This window comes from Cohnella sp. AR92 (genome assembly GCF_003990975.1).
Classification (GTDB): Bacteria; Bacillota; Bacilli; order Paenibacillales; family Paenibacillaceae; genus Cohnella.
Genome location: NZ_RZJR01000003.1, coordinates 165,891 through 181,608, shown reverse-complemented (window position 1 = coordinate 181,608; position 15,718 = coordinate 165,891). Strand labels below are relative to the sequence as shown.

General features: G+C 58.7%; 11 protein-coding genes. 2 read left to right on the top strand and 9 right to left on the bottom strand.

Annotated elements, in window-relative coordinates:
* Window positions 1-56 precede the first annotated feature (56 nt).
* From lacZ to ELR57_RS05630, 3 genes are read right to left on the bottom strand one after another with little or no spacing between them, the layout of a single operon-like run.
* The gene (gene lacZ, locus ELR57_RS05640; protein WP_126958049.1) at window positions 57-3,206 is read right to left on the bottom strand and encodes a beta-galactosidase, LacZ type; all 3,150 of its coding nucleotides are present in this window, start codon (window positions 3,204-3,206) and stop codon (window positions 57-59) included.
* 38 nt (window positions 3,207-3,244) lie between these two features.
* A complete protein-coding gene (locus tag ELR57_RS05635; RefSeq protein ID WP_126958048.1) occupies window positions 3,245-5,650 on the bottom strand; it encodes a glycoside hydrolase family 95 protein in 2,406 nt (801 codons plus the stop codon).
* Window positions 5,651-5,654: 4 nt separating this feature from the next.
* The gene (locus tag ELR57_RS05630; protein ID WP_126958047.1) at window positions 5,655-7,697 is read right to left on the bottom strand and encodes a beta-galactosidase; all 2,043 of its coding nucleotides are present in this window, start codon (window positions 7,695-7,697) and stop codon (window positions 5,655-5,657) included.
* A 126-nt stretch (window positions 7,698-7,823) separates the two neighbouring features.
* Between ELR57_RS05630 and ELR57_RS05625 the strand changes: the two genes are divergently transcribed.
* On the top strand, window positions 7,824-8,645 hold the full coding sequence (locus ELR57_RS05625) for an AraC family transcriptional regulator (RefSeq protein WP_126958046.1): 822 nt from the start codon (window positions 7,824-7,826) through the stop codon (window positions 8,643-8,645).
* Between the two features lie 34 nt (window positions 8,646-8,679).
* On the top strand, window positions 8,680-9,225 hold the full coding sequence (locus ELR57_RS05620; RefSeq protein WP_126958045.1) for a mycothiol transferase: 546 nt from the start codon (window positions 8,680-8,682) through the stop codon (window positions 9,223-9,225).
* A 42-nt stretch (window positions 9,226-9,267) separates the two neighbouring features.
* On the opposite strand, the gene ELR57_RS05615 is transcribed toward ELR57_RS05620, so the two are convergent.
* The 6 genes from ELR57_RS05615 to ELR57_RS05590 form a co-directional block, all read right to left on the bottom strand.
* Entirely contained in the window at window positions 9,268-10,260 is a 993-nt protein-coding gene (locus ELR57_RS05615) for a sugar kinase (RefSeq protein ID WP_126958044.1), read from the bottom strand.
* Complete coding sequence (locus tag ELR57_RS05610) at window positions 10,257-10,895, bottom strand: bifunctional 4-hydroxy-2-oxoglutarate aldolase/2-dehydro-3-deoxy-phosphogluconate aldolase (RefSeq protein WP_126958043.1); 639 nt, start codon at window positions 10,893-10,895, stop codon at window positions 10,257-10,259. The genes ELR57_RS05615 and ELR57_RS05610 overlap by 4 nt, the downstream gene beginning before the upstream one ends.
* Window positions 10,896-11,664: 769 nt before the next feature.
* On the bottom strand, window positions 11,665-12,423 hold the full coding sequence (locus tag ELR57_RS05605; protein WP_126958042.1) for a hypothetical protein: 759 nt from the start codon (window positions 12,421-12,423) through the stop codon (window positions 11,665-11,667).
* A gap of 270 nt (window positions 12,424-12,693) precedes the next feature.
* The gene (gene solA / locus ELR57_RS05600; protein ID WP_126958041.1) at window positions 12,694-13,839 is read right to left on the bottom strand and encodes an N-methyl-L-tryptophan oxidase; all 1,146 of its coding nucleotides are present in this window, start codon (window positions 13,837-13,839) and stop codon (window positions 12,694-12,696) included.
* 17 nt (window positions 13,840-13,856) lie between these two features.
* The gene (locus ELR57_RS05595) at window positions 13,857-14,756 is read right to left on the bottom strand and encodes a carbohydrate ABC transporter permease (protein ID WP_238162415.1); all 900 of its coding nucleotides are present in this window, start codon (window positions 14,754-14,756) and stop codon (window positions 13,857-13,859) included.
* Between the two features lie 13 nt (window positions 14,757-14,769).
* Entirely contained in the window at window positions 14,770-15,705 is a 936-nt protein-coding gene (locus tag ELR57_RS05590) for a carbohydrate ABC transporter permease (protein ID WP_126958040.1), read from the bottom strand.
* Window positions 15,706-15,718 lie beyond the last annotated feature (13 nt).

Below are 15,718 nucleotides of genomic sequence, written 5' to 3'. Positions count from 1 at the left end.
GGCTGCACCTCCTGTCTGAGGCTAGTATCCCTCGGGCAGGAAAAATCATGCAGCGCTTATCTTTTAAGCGGCGATAGCGTGAATGCAAGCTCGTAGCCGCGATCGGCAGGCAGCGTATATTCGGCGTGCACGGGAGCTCCCCAGCTGTCGTCTCCGCCGACCCCCATCTGCCTCGCGTTCACCCGGATAACGGTATGCTCGGTCTCCGGAAGGAGATGATGGTGGGTAACGCTCTCCAGCTCGAACGGGGTGTAAGGCAGCGCGCTCCACTCGAAAGCAGACTTGCCCGCGAACGACAGTCCAAGCCCGGATGCATTCTTCACTTCGGCGAAACGGACATCCGTCTTGTTGCCATGCTCCTGCGGCCTTAAGTATGGAACGACTTGATCCGCAACCGATCCCGCAAACAAGCCGAGCCTTGCCCCGGAGTGCCGATCCCAGTAATTCTCGACGGGCCCGCGGCCATACCAGCGAATCCGGTCGAACGAGGAATTCAGCGCCAGCCGCACCCCGACCTCCGGAATCTCCGGCAAGCCGGCTCCGGGATTCAGGCTCTCTTCGATCCGAACGGCGCCGTCTTCGCCGACCTCATAGCTCATGATGCACAAGGATGGATATGGAGCGGTCGGAAGCTCGAACTGGGCCGTTGCCGAGAGTTTATCATGCTCCTTCTTCCAATCGAAGGAGACGAGCTTGCGGCCAAGGCTCGCTTCCCGCCAAGTCCCGCACCTCTCCGGATGCTTGTTGCCCTTGTCGTTATCGGTGCAAGCTCGCCAGAAATTCGGAACGATCGGCTCCCGAAGCAGTTCGGTTCCATCTATCCGATAAGAATCCAACAGTCCGGCGGAACGATCGAACCGGACCGCGAAGCGTTCTCCAACCGCGGACAAGAAACCGCCCTCCTCCAGAATGGCAAGCGGGGAACCGACTGGCGACGCCGAATCAAGCCCTTCAAGCCCCGCTTCCGAATCCTCATCCGCCCCAACGGGAAGAACGAACTGGCCGAAGGCGATCTCATGCCCTTGCTCCGCCCATGAAGCCGTCTCCTTCAGGCGCGCGCTGATCGTCAGAACGTATTCCTTCGATGCCTCTGCCTGATTCGGATAGGCCTCGCTTAATCCAAACGGGACGACGGAGCCCGGAGCTCCGCTTAGCTTGAACATCCCCTCACGGACAACTACGCCGTTCGCGGACAGTTCCCAGAAGTAATCGAATTCGTCCAGGTTCGTGAACAGGAACTTGTTCGCCGCCGCGAACCGCCCTTGCTCCGCGTCGACGGCGGAGAATCGGACATTCTGGTAGCACGCCTTGGCTTCGAGCAGCTTCGGAGAGATCGTACGATCCGCAAAAATCAACCCGTTGCCGCAGAAGTTCCCGTCATGAGGAGATTCCCCGAAGTCGCCCCCGTAGGCCAAGTGCGAGCGGCCGTCCTCATCCTGCACGCGAATCGCTTGGTCGACCCAGTCCCAGATGAAGCCTCCCTGCAAGATCGGATACTTGTCGAACAGCTCCGTATACAGATGCAAGCCGCCGCAGGAATTGCCCATCGCATGGCTGTATTCGCACAGAATAAACGGCTTAGCTCCATCCTCAGCAGCAAGCGCATAGGCTTCGACGTCCGCCGGCTTCGTGTACATCTGGCTCTCGATGTCGGAGGCGGCCTCCGACTTGCGGCAATGGAACACGCCCTCGTAATGGACGACCCGGGAAGGATCGCGCTCCCGCAAATAATCGTGCATATGAAGGAAGTTGTCCCCGCCCCAGGCTTCATTGCCGAGGGACCAGATGATGACGGAAGGATGATTCTTGTCCCGCTCCAGCATCGACGCGCAGCGATCCAGCACGTTCGCCTTCCACTCCGGCTTGCTGCCCGGAACGGTGTTGCCTTCCTCCTGCTCGTTCTGGCCGTATTGCCAGCTTCCGTGCGTCTCGAGATTCGTCTCGTCGATGACGTACAAGCCGTATTCGTCGCACAGCTCATACCATTTCGGATGGTTCGGGTAATGCGACGTGCGCACGGCGTTGATGTTATGCCGCTTCATCAGCAGGACGTCGCGCAGCATGTCTTCGAAGCCCAGAGCCCTTCCCGAATCGCACGAGAATTCATGGCGATTGACTCCCTTGAATACGACTCGTTCGCCGTTGATCTTCATCAGGCCGTCTTCGATGGCGAAGCGGCGGAAGCCGATTCGGCAGCTCACCCATTGGGTTATCCCGCCGCCCGGCTCCTGGAGCCCGAGCACGAGCGTATACAGATTCGGATGCTCCGCGCTCCACTTCAGGGGCTCCTTCACCTCTACCGCTCCGTCAAGCCGGCAAGCACCTTTTTCCCCGAATCGTCCTTGCAGTCCGAACGGAGCTTCGAAGACAGGCTGACCGTCCCGGTACAGCTGTGCGTACACGACGGCTTCCGACCGGGACCCGCACTCGTCTTCCACCTGTACCTCGATCCGCAATCGCCCGTTCCGAAGATCGCCGTCCAGCTCCGGATGCGCGAAGAAGTCCACGATTCGCGTCGGCTTCGAGGAATACAGATAGACCTCTCGGAAAAGCCCGCTAAGCCGCCAGAAGTCCTGATCCTCCAGCCAGCTAGCGTCGCACCAGCGATACACCTCGACCGCCAGTGTGTTCGTTCCTTCTATCAAGTAAGGCGTCAAATCGAACTCCGCCGGAGTAAAGGTATCTTCGCTGTAGCCGACCAGATCGCCGTTAAGCCAGAGGTAGAACGCGGACTCTACCCCTTGGAAGCTGATATGGACAGGCTGCCCCTCCCAATCGCTCGGCACCTCGAACGTCCGGATATACGAGCCGACCGGGTTGATCTTCGTCGGAGCGAATGGCGGCACGAGCTCTTCCTGGTGGATCCACGGGTAATTCACGTTCGAGTATTGCGGATAATCGTACCCCTGCAGCTGCCAATGCGACGGCACCGGAATGTCGTCCCAACCGGAATAATCGAAGTCTTTCTCGTAGAAGTTACGGATTCTGGCGTCCGGATTGCTAGCCCACGAGAACTTCCACGTACCGTTCAGCGACAGATAGTAAGAGGACTGCTCCCTCTCGCCTCGCAGCGCTTCCTCCAAGGTGTCGTAGCTGATCAGGGTCGCATGGGCGGGAAGCCGATTCAGTTGGAAAATGTCCGGGTTGTTGTTCCATTCCGGGTACCCGTTCGCGGGCGGCGTGTAGCTGAATTTCGATCGGACCATGGCAGGTTTTTCCCCGCTTCGTTTGAGATTTTGGTTGCCTACGCTTGATTAGCACGAATCTCGTAGCTCTGTCCGGCTTCGGTCCGCCAGGAGACAGCACCGTTCTTCCCGATCTCGCTGGACGCCAGTACAAGCCCGTTCCGAGTAACTGTAATCGGCTGATCGCCGCCCGTACGGACAACGATCCCGCCGCCGAGCAAAGATTGGATTCGCTCGTTCTGCAGCTTGCCGTTCCGCCATTCGAGGTCCACCTCGAAGCCTCCGCGGGCTCGAAGGCCCGAGACGGAGCCGTGCCGCCAAGAGGAAGGCAGAGCCGGTAGCAGCTCCAGATAGCCTTGGTGGGATTGCAGCAGCATCTCCGCGATTCCCGCGGTCGCCGCGAAATTCCCGTCGATCTGGAACGGAGGATGGGCGTCGAACAGGTTCGGGTATACGCCTCCTCCTTCGTGCTTTTCGCTGTTGGATCGAACGAGCGTCAGCAGGTTGGAGATCAGCTGCAAAGCTCGATCTCCTTCGCGGAACCGGGACCAGAGGTTGATCTTCCAGCCGAGGCTCCAGCCGGTACCGGCGTCTCCGCGTCTCTCCAGCGAGCGGCGCGCAGCCTGAAACAGCTCCGGCGCGGTCTCCGCCGTGATCTGCCTGCCGGGATGGACCCCGAACAGATGGGATACGTGGCGATGATGAACGTCCTCGTCCTCGAAGTCCTTGTACCATTCCTGGAGCTGGCCGTACTTGCCTACCTGGAGCGGATGAAGCTTCTTCAGGGCCGACGCCAGCTCTTCCCGGAAGCCTTCGTCGATGCCGAGCTTCTCGGCCGCTTCCGTGCAATTCGTGAACAGGTCCCAGATTAGGCTAAGATCCATCGAGGAGGCGACGCTGACGCTTCTTCTCGGACCGTCCGGATCCTCCGGATTGACGAACCGATGCTCGGGCGAGGTCGACGGAGCGGTCACGAGCGTGCCGTCGCCGTTGTCGTACAGCCAATCCAGGCAGAACAGCGCCGCTTGCTTCATGATCGGGTAGCCATAATCGCGAAGCCATTCCTCGTCCGGATGGAACGCGTAATGCTCCCATAGATGCTGGGACAGCCAAGCGCCCGCCATCGGCCAGAACGCCCACGACGGATCGCCGTGGCCGAACGCTCCGACCGGAGCGGCCTGCGCCCAGATATCGGTATTGTGATGCGCCGTCCAGCCGCGAGCCCCGTAGTTCACCTCGGCGGCGCGGGTGCCGTTGACCGCCAGGCGATCGATAAACTCGAGCAGCGGAGAATGGCACTCCGCAAGATTGCACGTCTCCGCCGGCCAATAATTCATCTCCGCGTTGATGTTCAGCGTCCAGTTGCTGCTCCACGGCGGGGAAGTCTCTTCGTTCCAGATCCCTTGCAGATTCGCCGGCTGCGTGCCCGGCCTGGAGCTGGCGATCATCAGATAGCGGCCGTATTGGAACAGCAGCTCGACCAGCCCCGGATCCTTCGCTCCGTACTGCTCGATTCGCTCGTCCGTAGGCATGTCCTCGGGCGCGAGCGAAGCGCCGAGGTTCAGCTTCACCCGGTCGAACAGGCGGGAATAATCGGCCTGATGATCGGCTTTCAAGCGCTCGTATGAGGCGGCAAGCGCGTCCCTCAGCTTCGCTTCCGCCAGAGCGAGCTCATCGATGTCCGGCAGTCCCGGCTGCTTGTCGAACCCGCCGAAGCTCGTCGCGGCCGTGAGGATGAGCGTCGCGTTCGTCGCTCCGCTTACGTAGAGACCGCCCGCGTCGACGTCCGCCTCGCCTCCGTCCAGACGCACGCCGAGCATGGAGGCGAAGCGCATTCCTTCGCTCTCTCCGGGGGCGTCATAGAGGAGCGGCGCGTTATCGTTCGGGTAATAGTTCGGGTCGGCATGCTTAGGCGCCTTCCCGCGAAGGACAAGGAAGCCGTCCTTCGCGGAAGTGCGCGAGCGAAGCGGGCTGTCCAGCTTCGCCTTGAAGCTGAGCCCGCCCGGCCGGCTGCAGCTCAGCTTGACGACGATCGCCTGCGCGGGATGGGAGACCAGGATCTCGCGCTTATACGTCGCGGAACCGATGTCGTATTCGACCTTGACCAAGCCTTCGTTCAGGTCAAGCTCGCGCACGTAGCGAGTGCGGGGAATATCGCCGTGCTCGAAGCCCAGCGTAAGATGGCCAAGCGTCAAGTAACTCTGGACATAAGGGCCGAGCATCTCGCGGCACAGCTCCTCCGCTTCCGCGTATCTCTCTTCGGCCAGCAGCCTGCGGACGTCGGGCAGCACTTCCTTCGCCCGCGGGTTGACGCCTTCCTTAGGGCCTCCCGACCAGAGAGTATCCTCGTTGAGCTGAAGCCTCTCCGTCTCGACTCCCCCGAATACCATCGCGCCCAAACGGCCGTTGCCGACAGGAAGCGCCTCGGTCCACGCCTTCGCCGGCTTACGATAATGAAGTCTCATCGGCTTATCGGACCGCTCCCTCTCTCTCGATGATCAGGACGCCTCGTCCCGGAACGACTACCTTGCCCGAGGCTGCTTGGCCGGTCAGCAGGTCGATGCCGCCGGCTCCCGCTTCCAGCTCCACGGCGGAGTCATCCGCATTGTGGTTGAGCAGGAACAGGAACGATTTGTCGCCCTTCACGCGCTCGGCGGCCTCTACGCCGGCCGGAACGTTCGCCAGCGGCTTGATGCCTTTGGCTTCGCACAGGTTCTTCATGAAGTCGAGCATGAAGCGCTCGTCCGGACTGGTCGCCACGTACCAGGCTTGGCCCTTGCCGAACGAATTCACGGTTAGAACCGGCATGCCCTTGTAGAAGTCGGAGCCGTAGGTCGCGAGCACCTCCGCGCCTTCCGAGTGGATGAGATCGCACAGCAGGCCGCAATCATAGGTGCCGTTAAGCGAACCATGCTCTCCCTTCATCACGACCTGATTAGTGACGCCCGGGAACAGAGCGTCGATCTCCTCCGCCCAGATGCCGAGCACCTTGCGCAGCTCGCCCGGGTAACCGCCGACCGTCACCAGATCGTTCTCGTTCACGATGCCGCTGAAGAACGTCGTGACGAACGTGCCGCCCGCTTCGACGAAGCTCTCCACCTTCTTCGCGTAGCCTTGCTTAACCATATACAAGACCGGGGCAATGACGATGTCGTAGCCGGAGAGGTCGGTCTCGACGCCGATCATGTCCGCCTGGATGCCGAGCTTGAACAGCGCGTCGTAGTATTTGTGAACTTCGTCCTGGTACTTCAGCGCGACCGTCGGACCGCTCGTCAGGTCCGTCGCCCAGCGGTTCTCCCAATCGTAGACGAGCGCGACGCGGGCGTTCGGACGGGAATCGAGCAGGCGGTCTCCGAGCAGCTGCAGCTCGCGGCCAAGCTCCGCGCTCTCGCGGAATACCCGCGTATGCTCATGGCCGACGTGCTCGATGACCGCGCCATGGTACTTCTCGCAAGCGCCGATCGAACGGCGAAGCTGGAAGAACATGACCGTATCGGCTCCGCGGGCGACGGCCTGATAGCTCCATAAGCGCATGACCCCCGGGCGCTTCAAGGAGTTGTATGCCTGCCAGTTCTGCTGGCTCGGCGTCTGCTCCATCAGCATGAACGGCTGCCCTTGCTTCAGGCCGCGCATAAGGTCGTGCGTCATCGCCGTCAGGCTGACCGGCGTATCGAGCGACGGGTAGTTGTCCCAGGAGACGACGTCCATGTGCTTCGCCCATTCGAAGTAATCGAGCTCCGGATAGAAGCCCATCAGGTTTGTCGTCACCAGCACGTCCGGCGTGTGCTTCTTGACCGCGTCGTATTCAAGACGGTAGCAGTCCAGGAGGCTCTGCGACTGGAAGCGGCGATAGTCGATCGAGATGCCCTGGAAGTTCGTGCGGTTGCCGTCCCACTCTTCGCTCAGCGCGTTAGGAGGAACGATCTCGTCCCAATCGTAGAACGTGTGGCCCCAGAAACGGGTATTCCACGCCTTGTTCAGGCTGTCGATCGTGCCGTAGCGCTTCTGCAGCCAGACGCGGAACGCTTCGGCGCAGTTGTCGCAGTAGCAGTAGCCGCCGTATTCGTTCGAGATGTGCCAGACGAGCAGCGCGGGATGATCCTTGTAGCGCTCCGCCAGCTTATCGGCGATCCGCTCGGAGTACTTGCGGAACACCGGGCTGTTCGGGCAAGAATTGTGCCGTCCGCCGAACTTGCGCTTGCGGCCGTTGTAATCGACGCGGGTGACCTCCGGGTATTTCTTCGCCATCCACGCCGGATGAGCGCCGGTGCTGGTCGCCAGGCAGACGCCGACGCCGTTCTTGTGCAGACGATCGATCGTCTCGTCCAGCCATTCGAAATTATATTCGTCCTCGCTAGGCTGGCTAAGCGCCCAGGAGAATACGTTTATCGTAGCGACGTCGATGCCCGCGAGCTTGAACAGGCGATCGTCTTCCGCCCATGTATCCGCTTCCCATTGTTCCGGGTTGTAATCCCCGCCGTACCAGATCTTCGGCAATTTGTTGTTGATCAATGTGGACACTCCTTCGATTCTTTAAGATAGATATAAGGATATCTCTATATTAATTCATGTCTGAGTGCGGTAAAATATAATCATCTTGCAAGCGGGCATAAGAATATGACAGCGAGGTTAGCGACAATGAGACGGTTCGTGCTCACGAACGGACAAGAGAGTTCTCTCCCTTTGTTCGTCGAGACGGTAGGAACGGCAAGAGAAGAGAACAAGATGGTCCGAAGCGACGGCTACCCCTATTATCACTGGCTTCAGACGGTAAACGGCGAAGGTTTATTCAGCGTCGGCGGGCGAATGTACGCTCTTCCCGTGAACAGCGGCATTCTCGTGAAGCCGGGGGTCGCCCATGCCTATGAATCCCGCGGAGGCTTATGGGATACCGCTTACCTCACGTTCGGAGGGCCGGTCGCCCAAGAGCTGCTTCAGTCGCTTGAGCTGATGGAGCCCGCGCCCATGCACTGGGAAGAGGACTCGCCGATCCGCGTCCTGCTGGAAGGCATTCTCGACCGCCTCGAGGAGAACAACGATCTGTTCGGCCTCACCGCTTCTGCGGAAGCCTACCGCTTCCTCATCACCTTGCGCCAGTACGGCTCCTTCGACAGCCGCTCCGCCATGGTGCGCAGCTCCGAGAAGCTCCGTCCTCTGCTGGATTGGATGGAGCAGGGCTATGCCAACGCCGACATCGGTCTCGCGGAGATGACGGAGGTGCTGAACATGCCCGCCAGCTCGCTTAACGTCCTGTTCCGCAGCACGTTCGGCGTTTCCCCTTACGTGTATCTGATTCAGCTCCGCTTGCGCAAAGCGAAGGAGCTCTTGATCGGCCAGCCTGCCAGTACCGTGAAGGAGATCGCCGAGCGCGTCGGCTTCCGCGATTCCAGCCACTTCATCGCCACCTTCCGGCGCAAAACCGGGCTGCCGCCTGAGCAATATCGAAGGCTGTACGGATAAGAGAATGAGGAACTTCTGGAGGGATCGGGAGAAAATGAAGATTAACGATCTGCAAGGCGCAGCGGACATGACCCCGATCGTCGGGATGCTCTACTCCGCCGTGAGGGAGAATAACCTTCGGTTGAGAGCCATCACCGATGGCATGTCGCAGGAAGAAGTCGATTACAGGGGGCCCGATCAAGCTTCGAATAGTACGGCGCAATTAATCCGGCATCTGTCACGTGTCGATCTGAACTGGGTTTATCGAATCAAGGGACAGCCGCTTCCGCAATCGTTAGCAGGGCAATACGGCCCCATGATCGAACCGGACGGCAAGCTTCCGATGGTCATCGGTCAGTCCTTGCATTCGCTGATCTCCGACTATGAGGCCGTGCTTCATCTGCTTCGAGAGACATGCGTCGATCTTACCGACGAAGACCTCGACACCGTCGTCGCTTACGGTCATGAGAACGAGAAGCGGGCGACCGTTCGCTGGGGATTATGGCACATCGCCGATCACAGCCGTTATCATCAAGCCCATATCAATCTGCTTCGGAAGCGGTTCCGCGACAAAAAGGCCAATCCGGGGAATGCCCTATAGGGATACCCGACCCGGACTGACCTTCTATTCTTTCTTCTTATCTTACCGCGTCGTCTCGCGTCCGCCGGACAGCAGCCGCTCGACTTCGGCGAGCTTCGGCAGCCCTTCCCAGTCGCCCTTGTACTGGGTGGCAAGCGCCCCCATCAGGTTGGCGCGGCCCAAGGCGTGCTCGAGGCGTTCGGCGTCTTCCCCGTTCGGATCGTACGTCAGCCAAGACGACAGGAAGCCCGCGGCGAACGCATCGCCTGCGCCGACCGTATCCACCACATGCTTGACGGTATGCGGCTTAGCCCGGTAAGCGGCGAGCGGCGTGAAGCCGATCGAGCCCGCTTCCCCGAGTTTAAGGACGACAGCCTTCGCTCCCATGGAGAGGAAGTGAGCGCCGTAGCTTTCCTCCGTCATCTCGCCGACGAGAAACTCCGCTTCCTCCAAGCCCGGCATAAACACATCGCACAGCGGGATCAGGGACAACAGCGTCTCTCTGGCCTTCTCCTCGCTCCAAAGCTTGCGGCGGAGGTTCGGGTCGAAGGAGATCGTCAGCCCTTGCTTGCGGGCTTCGATCATCGCCGCCCGCACCGCGTCGGCCGTGCCTTCACCGAGAGCGGGCGTAATTCCCGTCACGTGAAGGTGGCTTGCGCCTTCGAACCAGCCGGCGTCGACGTTCTCCGCCGTCAGCTTGCTGACCGCCGAGCCCTTCCGGTAATAGTAGACGTTCGGATCGCCATAGCCCTTGAATTCCTTGAAGTAGACCGCGGTCGGATAAGCGGAGTCCCGCTCCGCCAGACTGACGTCTACTCCTTCGCCCGCAAGCGTCGATAGAATCAAGTCTCCGAACGGATCCGTGCCGAGCCGGCTGATCCAGCGAACCTTCAGCCCAAGCCGGGAAAGGCCGATCGCCACGTTGGACTCCGCCCCCGCGATCGAACGGGTAAAGAGCGGCGCATAGGCGAGAGGACCCTCATTCATCGGCTGAAGGAGAACCATGCTCTCCCCTATCGTGACTACGTCTATCCCTCGTCCGTTGCCCTTTGTCATTTTGTCCCCTTAACCTCCGCCACGAACGCTTGCGCCAGCTTGGTCAGCTCGTCGAACTTGCCTTCCTTGACCAGCTGCTTGTCCACGAGGTTGCCGCCGAGTCCGACGGCAATCGCGCCCGCATCGAGCACGGTGCGGATATTGTTCAGGTTGACTCCGCCTGTCGCTACCATCGGGATATGATTGAGAGGACCGCGAATCTCCTTCAGGTAGTTCACTCCCAACGAGCCGAGCGGAAACACCTTAACGGCGGATGCCCCCGCCTTGTATGCGCGTACGATCTCGGTCGGCGTCATCGTGCCCGGCCATACTTCCACGCCCTGCTCCACGCCGTAATAGACGACTTCCTCATCCAGGTTAGGAGAGATGAGATATTCCGCTCCCGCGGCTACCGCTTCCTTGGCCTGGCCGATATCGAGCACCGTGCCCGCGCCGATTCTCATGCGTCCCTCGTACTTCTCTTTGAAACGGGAGATCATGCCGAGCGCGCCGTCCGTATTGAGCGTAACTTCCAGGAAAACAATTCCGCCTTGATACAGCGCTTCAGCCGTTGCATCTCCGGATTCGGCGGAGATCCCGCGAATGATCGCGACGATTTTCTCTTCGGACAGAGCTTGCATTAAGTTCTTAGACATGGGATAAGGTGCTCCTTCCGGCCAAGCCTTGCTATCGCTCGACCCTCGCTATTTTTTTACGATATTCCTCTCGCTGCCAAAGCCTTTCGAACATCAGTGTACCACTACCGCCAAACGGATGAAAAGAAAATAAACCGATCTCAACCATCAATTTCCCGCTAATATGCTAGGATTTCGAACCCTCATTCTCTTATTTTATTCCGTAGAGACAGAAGACTAAATAGCTCGATTTGACGAAAAAGTACTGTATTTTAATATATTCGTCCTGTTCTACTAACATGGCTCGGAGAAGATCTCGCCGCACATTCCCGCCATACGGGCGCTGAAGCCCATTTGTTACACCGCCTACCAAAGGTCGTCTCCAAAGATTTGTTGAATCTATATGATTTTTCGAGCTTATTATCCTCACAACCGGCATTTCCGGCGATTGTATTCGAAATATCATGCCAATTGTTGCTCCATTGAATTCAAACCTTATTTTATATATGAAAAATCGTATACATCATACGAATATCGGAACCTCTAAATATTTATATTCGAAAAATCGAATAAAATCGGGCATTTGTCACAGGCTGTCTCTTCGCCGCCGGCCGAAGGGGAGCTTGGAGATCGGGTGGCTTCTGCTGCCCGCTATTTGCTCAACAAAGCGTCAATCGACGGTAAACGAACAAGGGCGACGCCGAGATCGCCTCCCGTACGCCGCCGCTGCTCGTGCTGTTCTAAAAGTGAGCTGAAACTATCTAATTAACAATCTCGCCTTCCTGCTTGACTATTGCGAGGCCGAATCGCTTGCGGCAGGTGCTTGACCGTCTTGGGCTTGGCCTTGCTCTCCACCTTGACCGCCTCGTCCCATGCCTCCGCCGAAGCCGCCGATCTTGATCGTTGCCGCTTCTTGCGTTCCTTCGGTCAGCCAGATCGTCAGCACATCGTCCGCCTTCAGGTCGGAGAGCGCGACGTCCGTCGTCGTCATCTCGTTGTTCTCGAACGAAGTCTTCTGAATGACGGTCGCGTCGGTCACCGTGATATCGACGGTCTCGTCGGTGAACATGTTGGCCATCCCGCCGCCTGGACGACCGCCGCCATTGCCTTTGTTGGCGCCATCGGGTGCTCCGCTCGGCATTTGTCCGTCCGCGGGAGGTTGTCCTCCGTTCGAGGAATCCGGCGCTCCGCTCGGCGGTTGAACGCCATCTCCGTTTTGCCCGCTTTGACCGCCTTGTCCTCCCTGTCCGCTTCTCATGCCGCCGCGCATCTGGCCGGGGTCGAAGCTCGACTTGTACACCGTAATCGTGTTGCCGTTGATGCTTTTGATCTTGCCCAGCATGTCCGCCGTATTCCCGTTAGCATCGACCATGCCTCCGCCAAAGCCGCCGCGATTGCCGCCTTGTCCCTGTCCGCCTTGAGCGCTGCCGTTGTCCGTCTGAGTCTGCGCGCCGCCCGCCGAAGCATGATCCGATTTCGATCCGCAGCCGGACAGCAAGGCGATCGCGAGCGCTCCCGTAAGCGCGAGATTCCACTTCTTGATCGACATAGATGAATCTTCCTCCTATTTTCTTGGCTAATACGGAAGGTATCATGCTTGTGTGAACGGACGATGAATGGCACCTTAGCGGAGGCTAAAAGTTTCTCAATAGAAAAAAAGGCTGCTTCACGTTCCGTTTGAACGGCGAAGAGGGCCGGCAGAAACAAGAAAACCCGCCTGCGCCGATCGCGCAGATGGGTAGACTCGTGCCAGCGGATAAGGGATGAACGGGCTTGGGTTGATGGCTTCGAACGATGAAGGGCTGCCGGCCTCTCTCTTTTAGAGAGAGAATCGGCCCAAGCGAAACGGCGATAGATCCCAGGAGGTGCTTCCGTTCAAAGCCAAGTCCGCCAACACTTCGCCTGCCGCGCTTGCGAATTTAAATCCGTGACCGGAGAATCCCCCAGCCACGATTACGTTCTTGTAATGCGGATGTCTGTCGATGATAAAGTGCTCATCCGGCGACATCTCGTATTTGCACGCCGCGCCGCGAAGCAGCTTGCCCGCCGCTCCGGGCAAATAGGTCTCCAGCGCCCGCCGCAAGTCTTCTTCATCTTCCGGGTAAGCTCCGAACGGAGCCATCGGCTTGCCCGGCTCCCATGGAACGCCGCCGTCATGGCGGCCGATCTTGACGCCGGCGCCGTCGATGCTCGGAAACCCATAGAAGCTGCCGTTCTTGGTGCCGATCGTAAAGCCGGGAAACACATCGCTATTAAACGACGATTCGGACGTCTCGAACCACCCGACGACTTTGCGCAACGGGCGAATCGGCAGGTTGACGAAAGGCCGCAGAGAATTGAACCAGGCGCCCGCGCTCAAGACGACTCGCTCGGCATAATAGCTTCCATCCTTCGTTTGTACGGTCACGCTGCTGTCTTTCTCCACCTTAAGGCCCGTGACGAAGGTGTTCGCCGCAAGCTTCGCGCCGGATCGCAACGCCTCCTGCTTGTAGGCGGCAACGCATCTCTCGCTGTATAAATATCCGGCATTCGGTTCGTACATTCCATGGAAGCTGTCCGGAACGCGCACGCCCGGCCAACGCTTGCGGATCTGTTCCCCTGTCAACCATTCCACCGCAACTCCTTGCCTCTGCGCATCGAATTGACGTTCGCGAAAGTTGTAAGCGTCGATATCCGCCATGTTGAGAACGCCAGCTCTATCCAGAAGTCTCAGCCCCGTGGCTTCCTCCAATTGTCGCCACTTCTCATCCGCTCTAAGGACCAGGCTGACATAAGCGGGACCGCCGCTATAGGCATGGCGAATCAGCCTCGGCTCGCCATGATGGCTCCCTTCTCCATGCGGCGGGTCGAATGCGTCGATCAGCAGCGTCTCCGCGCCTCTTCGGGCCAATTCGTAACCCGCGCTCATCCCCATCGAACCGGCGCCAACCACGATGACATCGTATTTTTTCGTTAATGGACTCATCTCGTATTCCCGCTCCTTTACTTCATCCCGCTTAAAGCAATCCCTTGAATAATTCGTTTCTGGAAAATCAAGAAGACAACGATCAGCGGAAGGACGGAGACCGTGGCGGCCGTCATGATCAGGATCCATCCGCTATTGTCCTTCAGCTCGCTGGAGAAATAAACCATGCCGACTGGAAGCGTGTATTTGTTCTCAGTCTGCAGCACGATGAAGGGCCAGATGAACTGATTCCAGCTTGAGATGAAGCTTAGGATAGCGAGTGTCGCCAAGGCTGGCTTCATGAGAGGAACGGCGATGGAAGAGAACACTCTCCACTCGTTTAACCCATCGATGCGCGCCGCGTCCAGAAGCTCCGAAGGGAGCGACTCCATGAACTGCCGCATGAGGAATATCCCGAACGCGGAGATCAGACCCGGCAGCAGCAGGCCGGCGTACGTATCCGACAGCCCTAGCTTCGAGGCCAGCAAGTACCAGGGAATGATAAGCATCTCGGTGGGGACCATCAGCGTGCTTATAATAACGACGAAGATGACCGTTCTCCCGGGAAAAACGAATTTAGCAAGCACATAGCCCACGATCGTATCGAATACCAACACCGACACCGTCGTGGAGACAGCCACGACCGCCGTGTTTGCAATCCATCGCCCGAATGGAGCCTTGACGAACAAATCTCCGTAATTGCTCCAGGTCGCGGGCGATGGAATCAGGCTCAGATCGAACAGATCCTTGGGCTCCTTGAACGAGGAGGCCGCCATCCACAGGAATGGGAACAGAGTCACGGCGACCCCCGCGAACAATAGCAGATAAAGAAGAAACGACCTGGACCCGTTAACCAAGGATTTCCCGCTCATCCAGCCAGAGAGATTTCGGGATTGGCCCGGGTTCGGGTTCGAATTCGGGTTCGGGTTCGGGTTCATACGGTTCCTCCTGTCAGTAGTCGATTTTGCGATTAAGAATTTTGAGCTGGAGCAGCGTGAACGCCAGAATGAGAACGAACAGGACGACGGTGGCTGCCGAAGCGCTTCCCATGTCGAAGCTCTTGAACGCTAGCTTGTAGATATGATAGACGAGCGTTCGAGTCGAGTTAAGCGGGCCTCCGTCCTGGGTCATGCTGACGATATGCGCGAAGGACTGAAGATACGAGATGCCGGCGATGACGGCCGAGAACAGAATGATGGGATTGAGAAGAGGCACCGTGATGTGTCGGAATCGTCGCCAGGCATTCGCTCCGTCAATATGGGCGGCTTCGTGGTACATCTTCGGAATCCCCTCCAGCCCCGTCAAGAAAATCAGCATCTGGAAACCGACGCTCTGCCAGATCATCGAAAGGGCAACGACAAACGGGGCTTGATCGGGAGACTGCAGAAATGGCTGCGCGGGTAAGCCTAAGCTGAGAAGCTGGCCGTTGATCCATCCGTTAGGCATGAGCAGCCAGCGGAACACCCAGCTCACCGCGACGATGCTCGTGATATACGGGATAAAGTAGACCGTTCGGAAGAAGCCTCGCAGCCGCTTCACGTTCTGCAGCATCAGGGCGACGGCGAGACCGGCGGCCAGTTGGCCGGGAATGCCCACTGCGACGTATAGGAACGTATTCGTCAGCGACTTGCGGAACGCCTCGTCCTTGAACAGGCCGGAGAAGTTGGCCCAACCGACGAAGGGCTTCTCCGGAGAGAGCACATCCCATTCTCGGAAGCTTATATTGAAGGAGTACAGAATCGGAACGAGCCGGGTAAGAAGAAAATACAGCAGCGGTATGCCTAGCATCAGATAGATAAAAAGATATCGTTGCGAACGGTAGTTCAAGCGAAACGACAGCGGCTTGCGCCCTGCTTCCGCCCGGCGCCGGGTCTCGTTCGAGATCATTCGGTCACCCCTC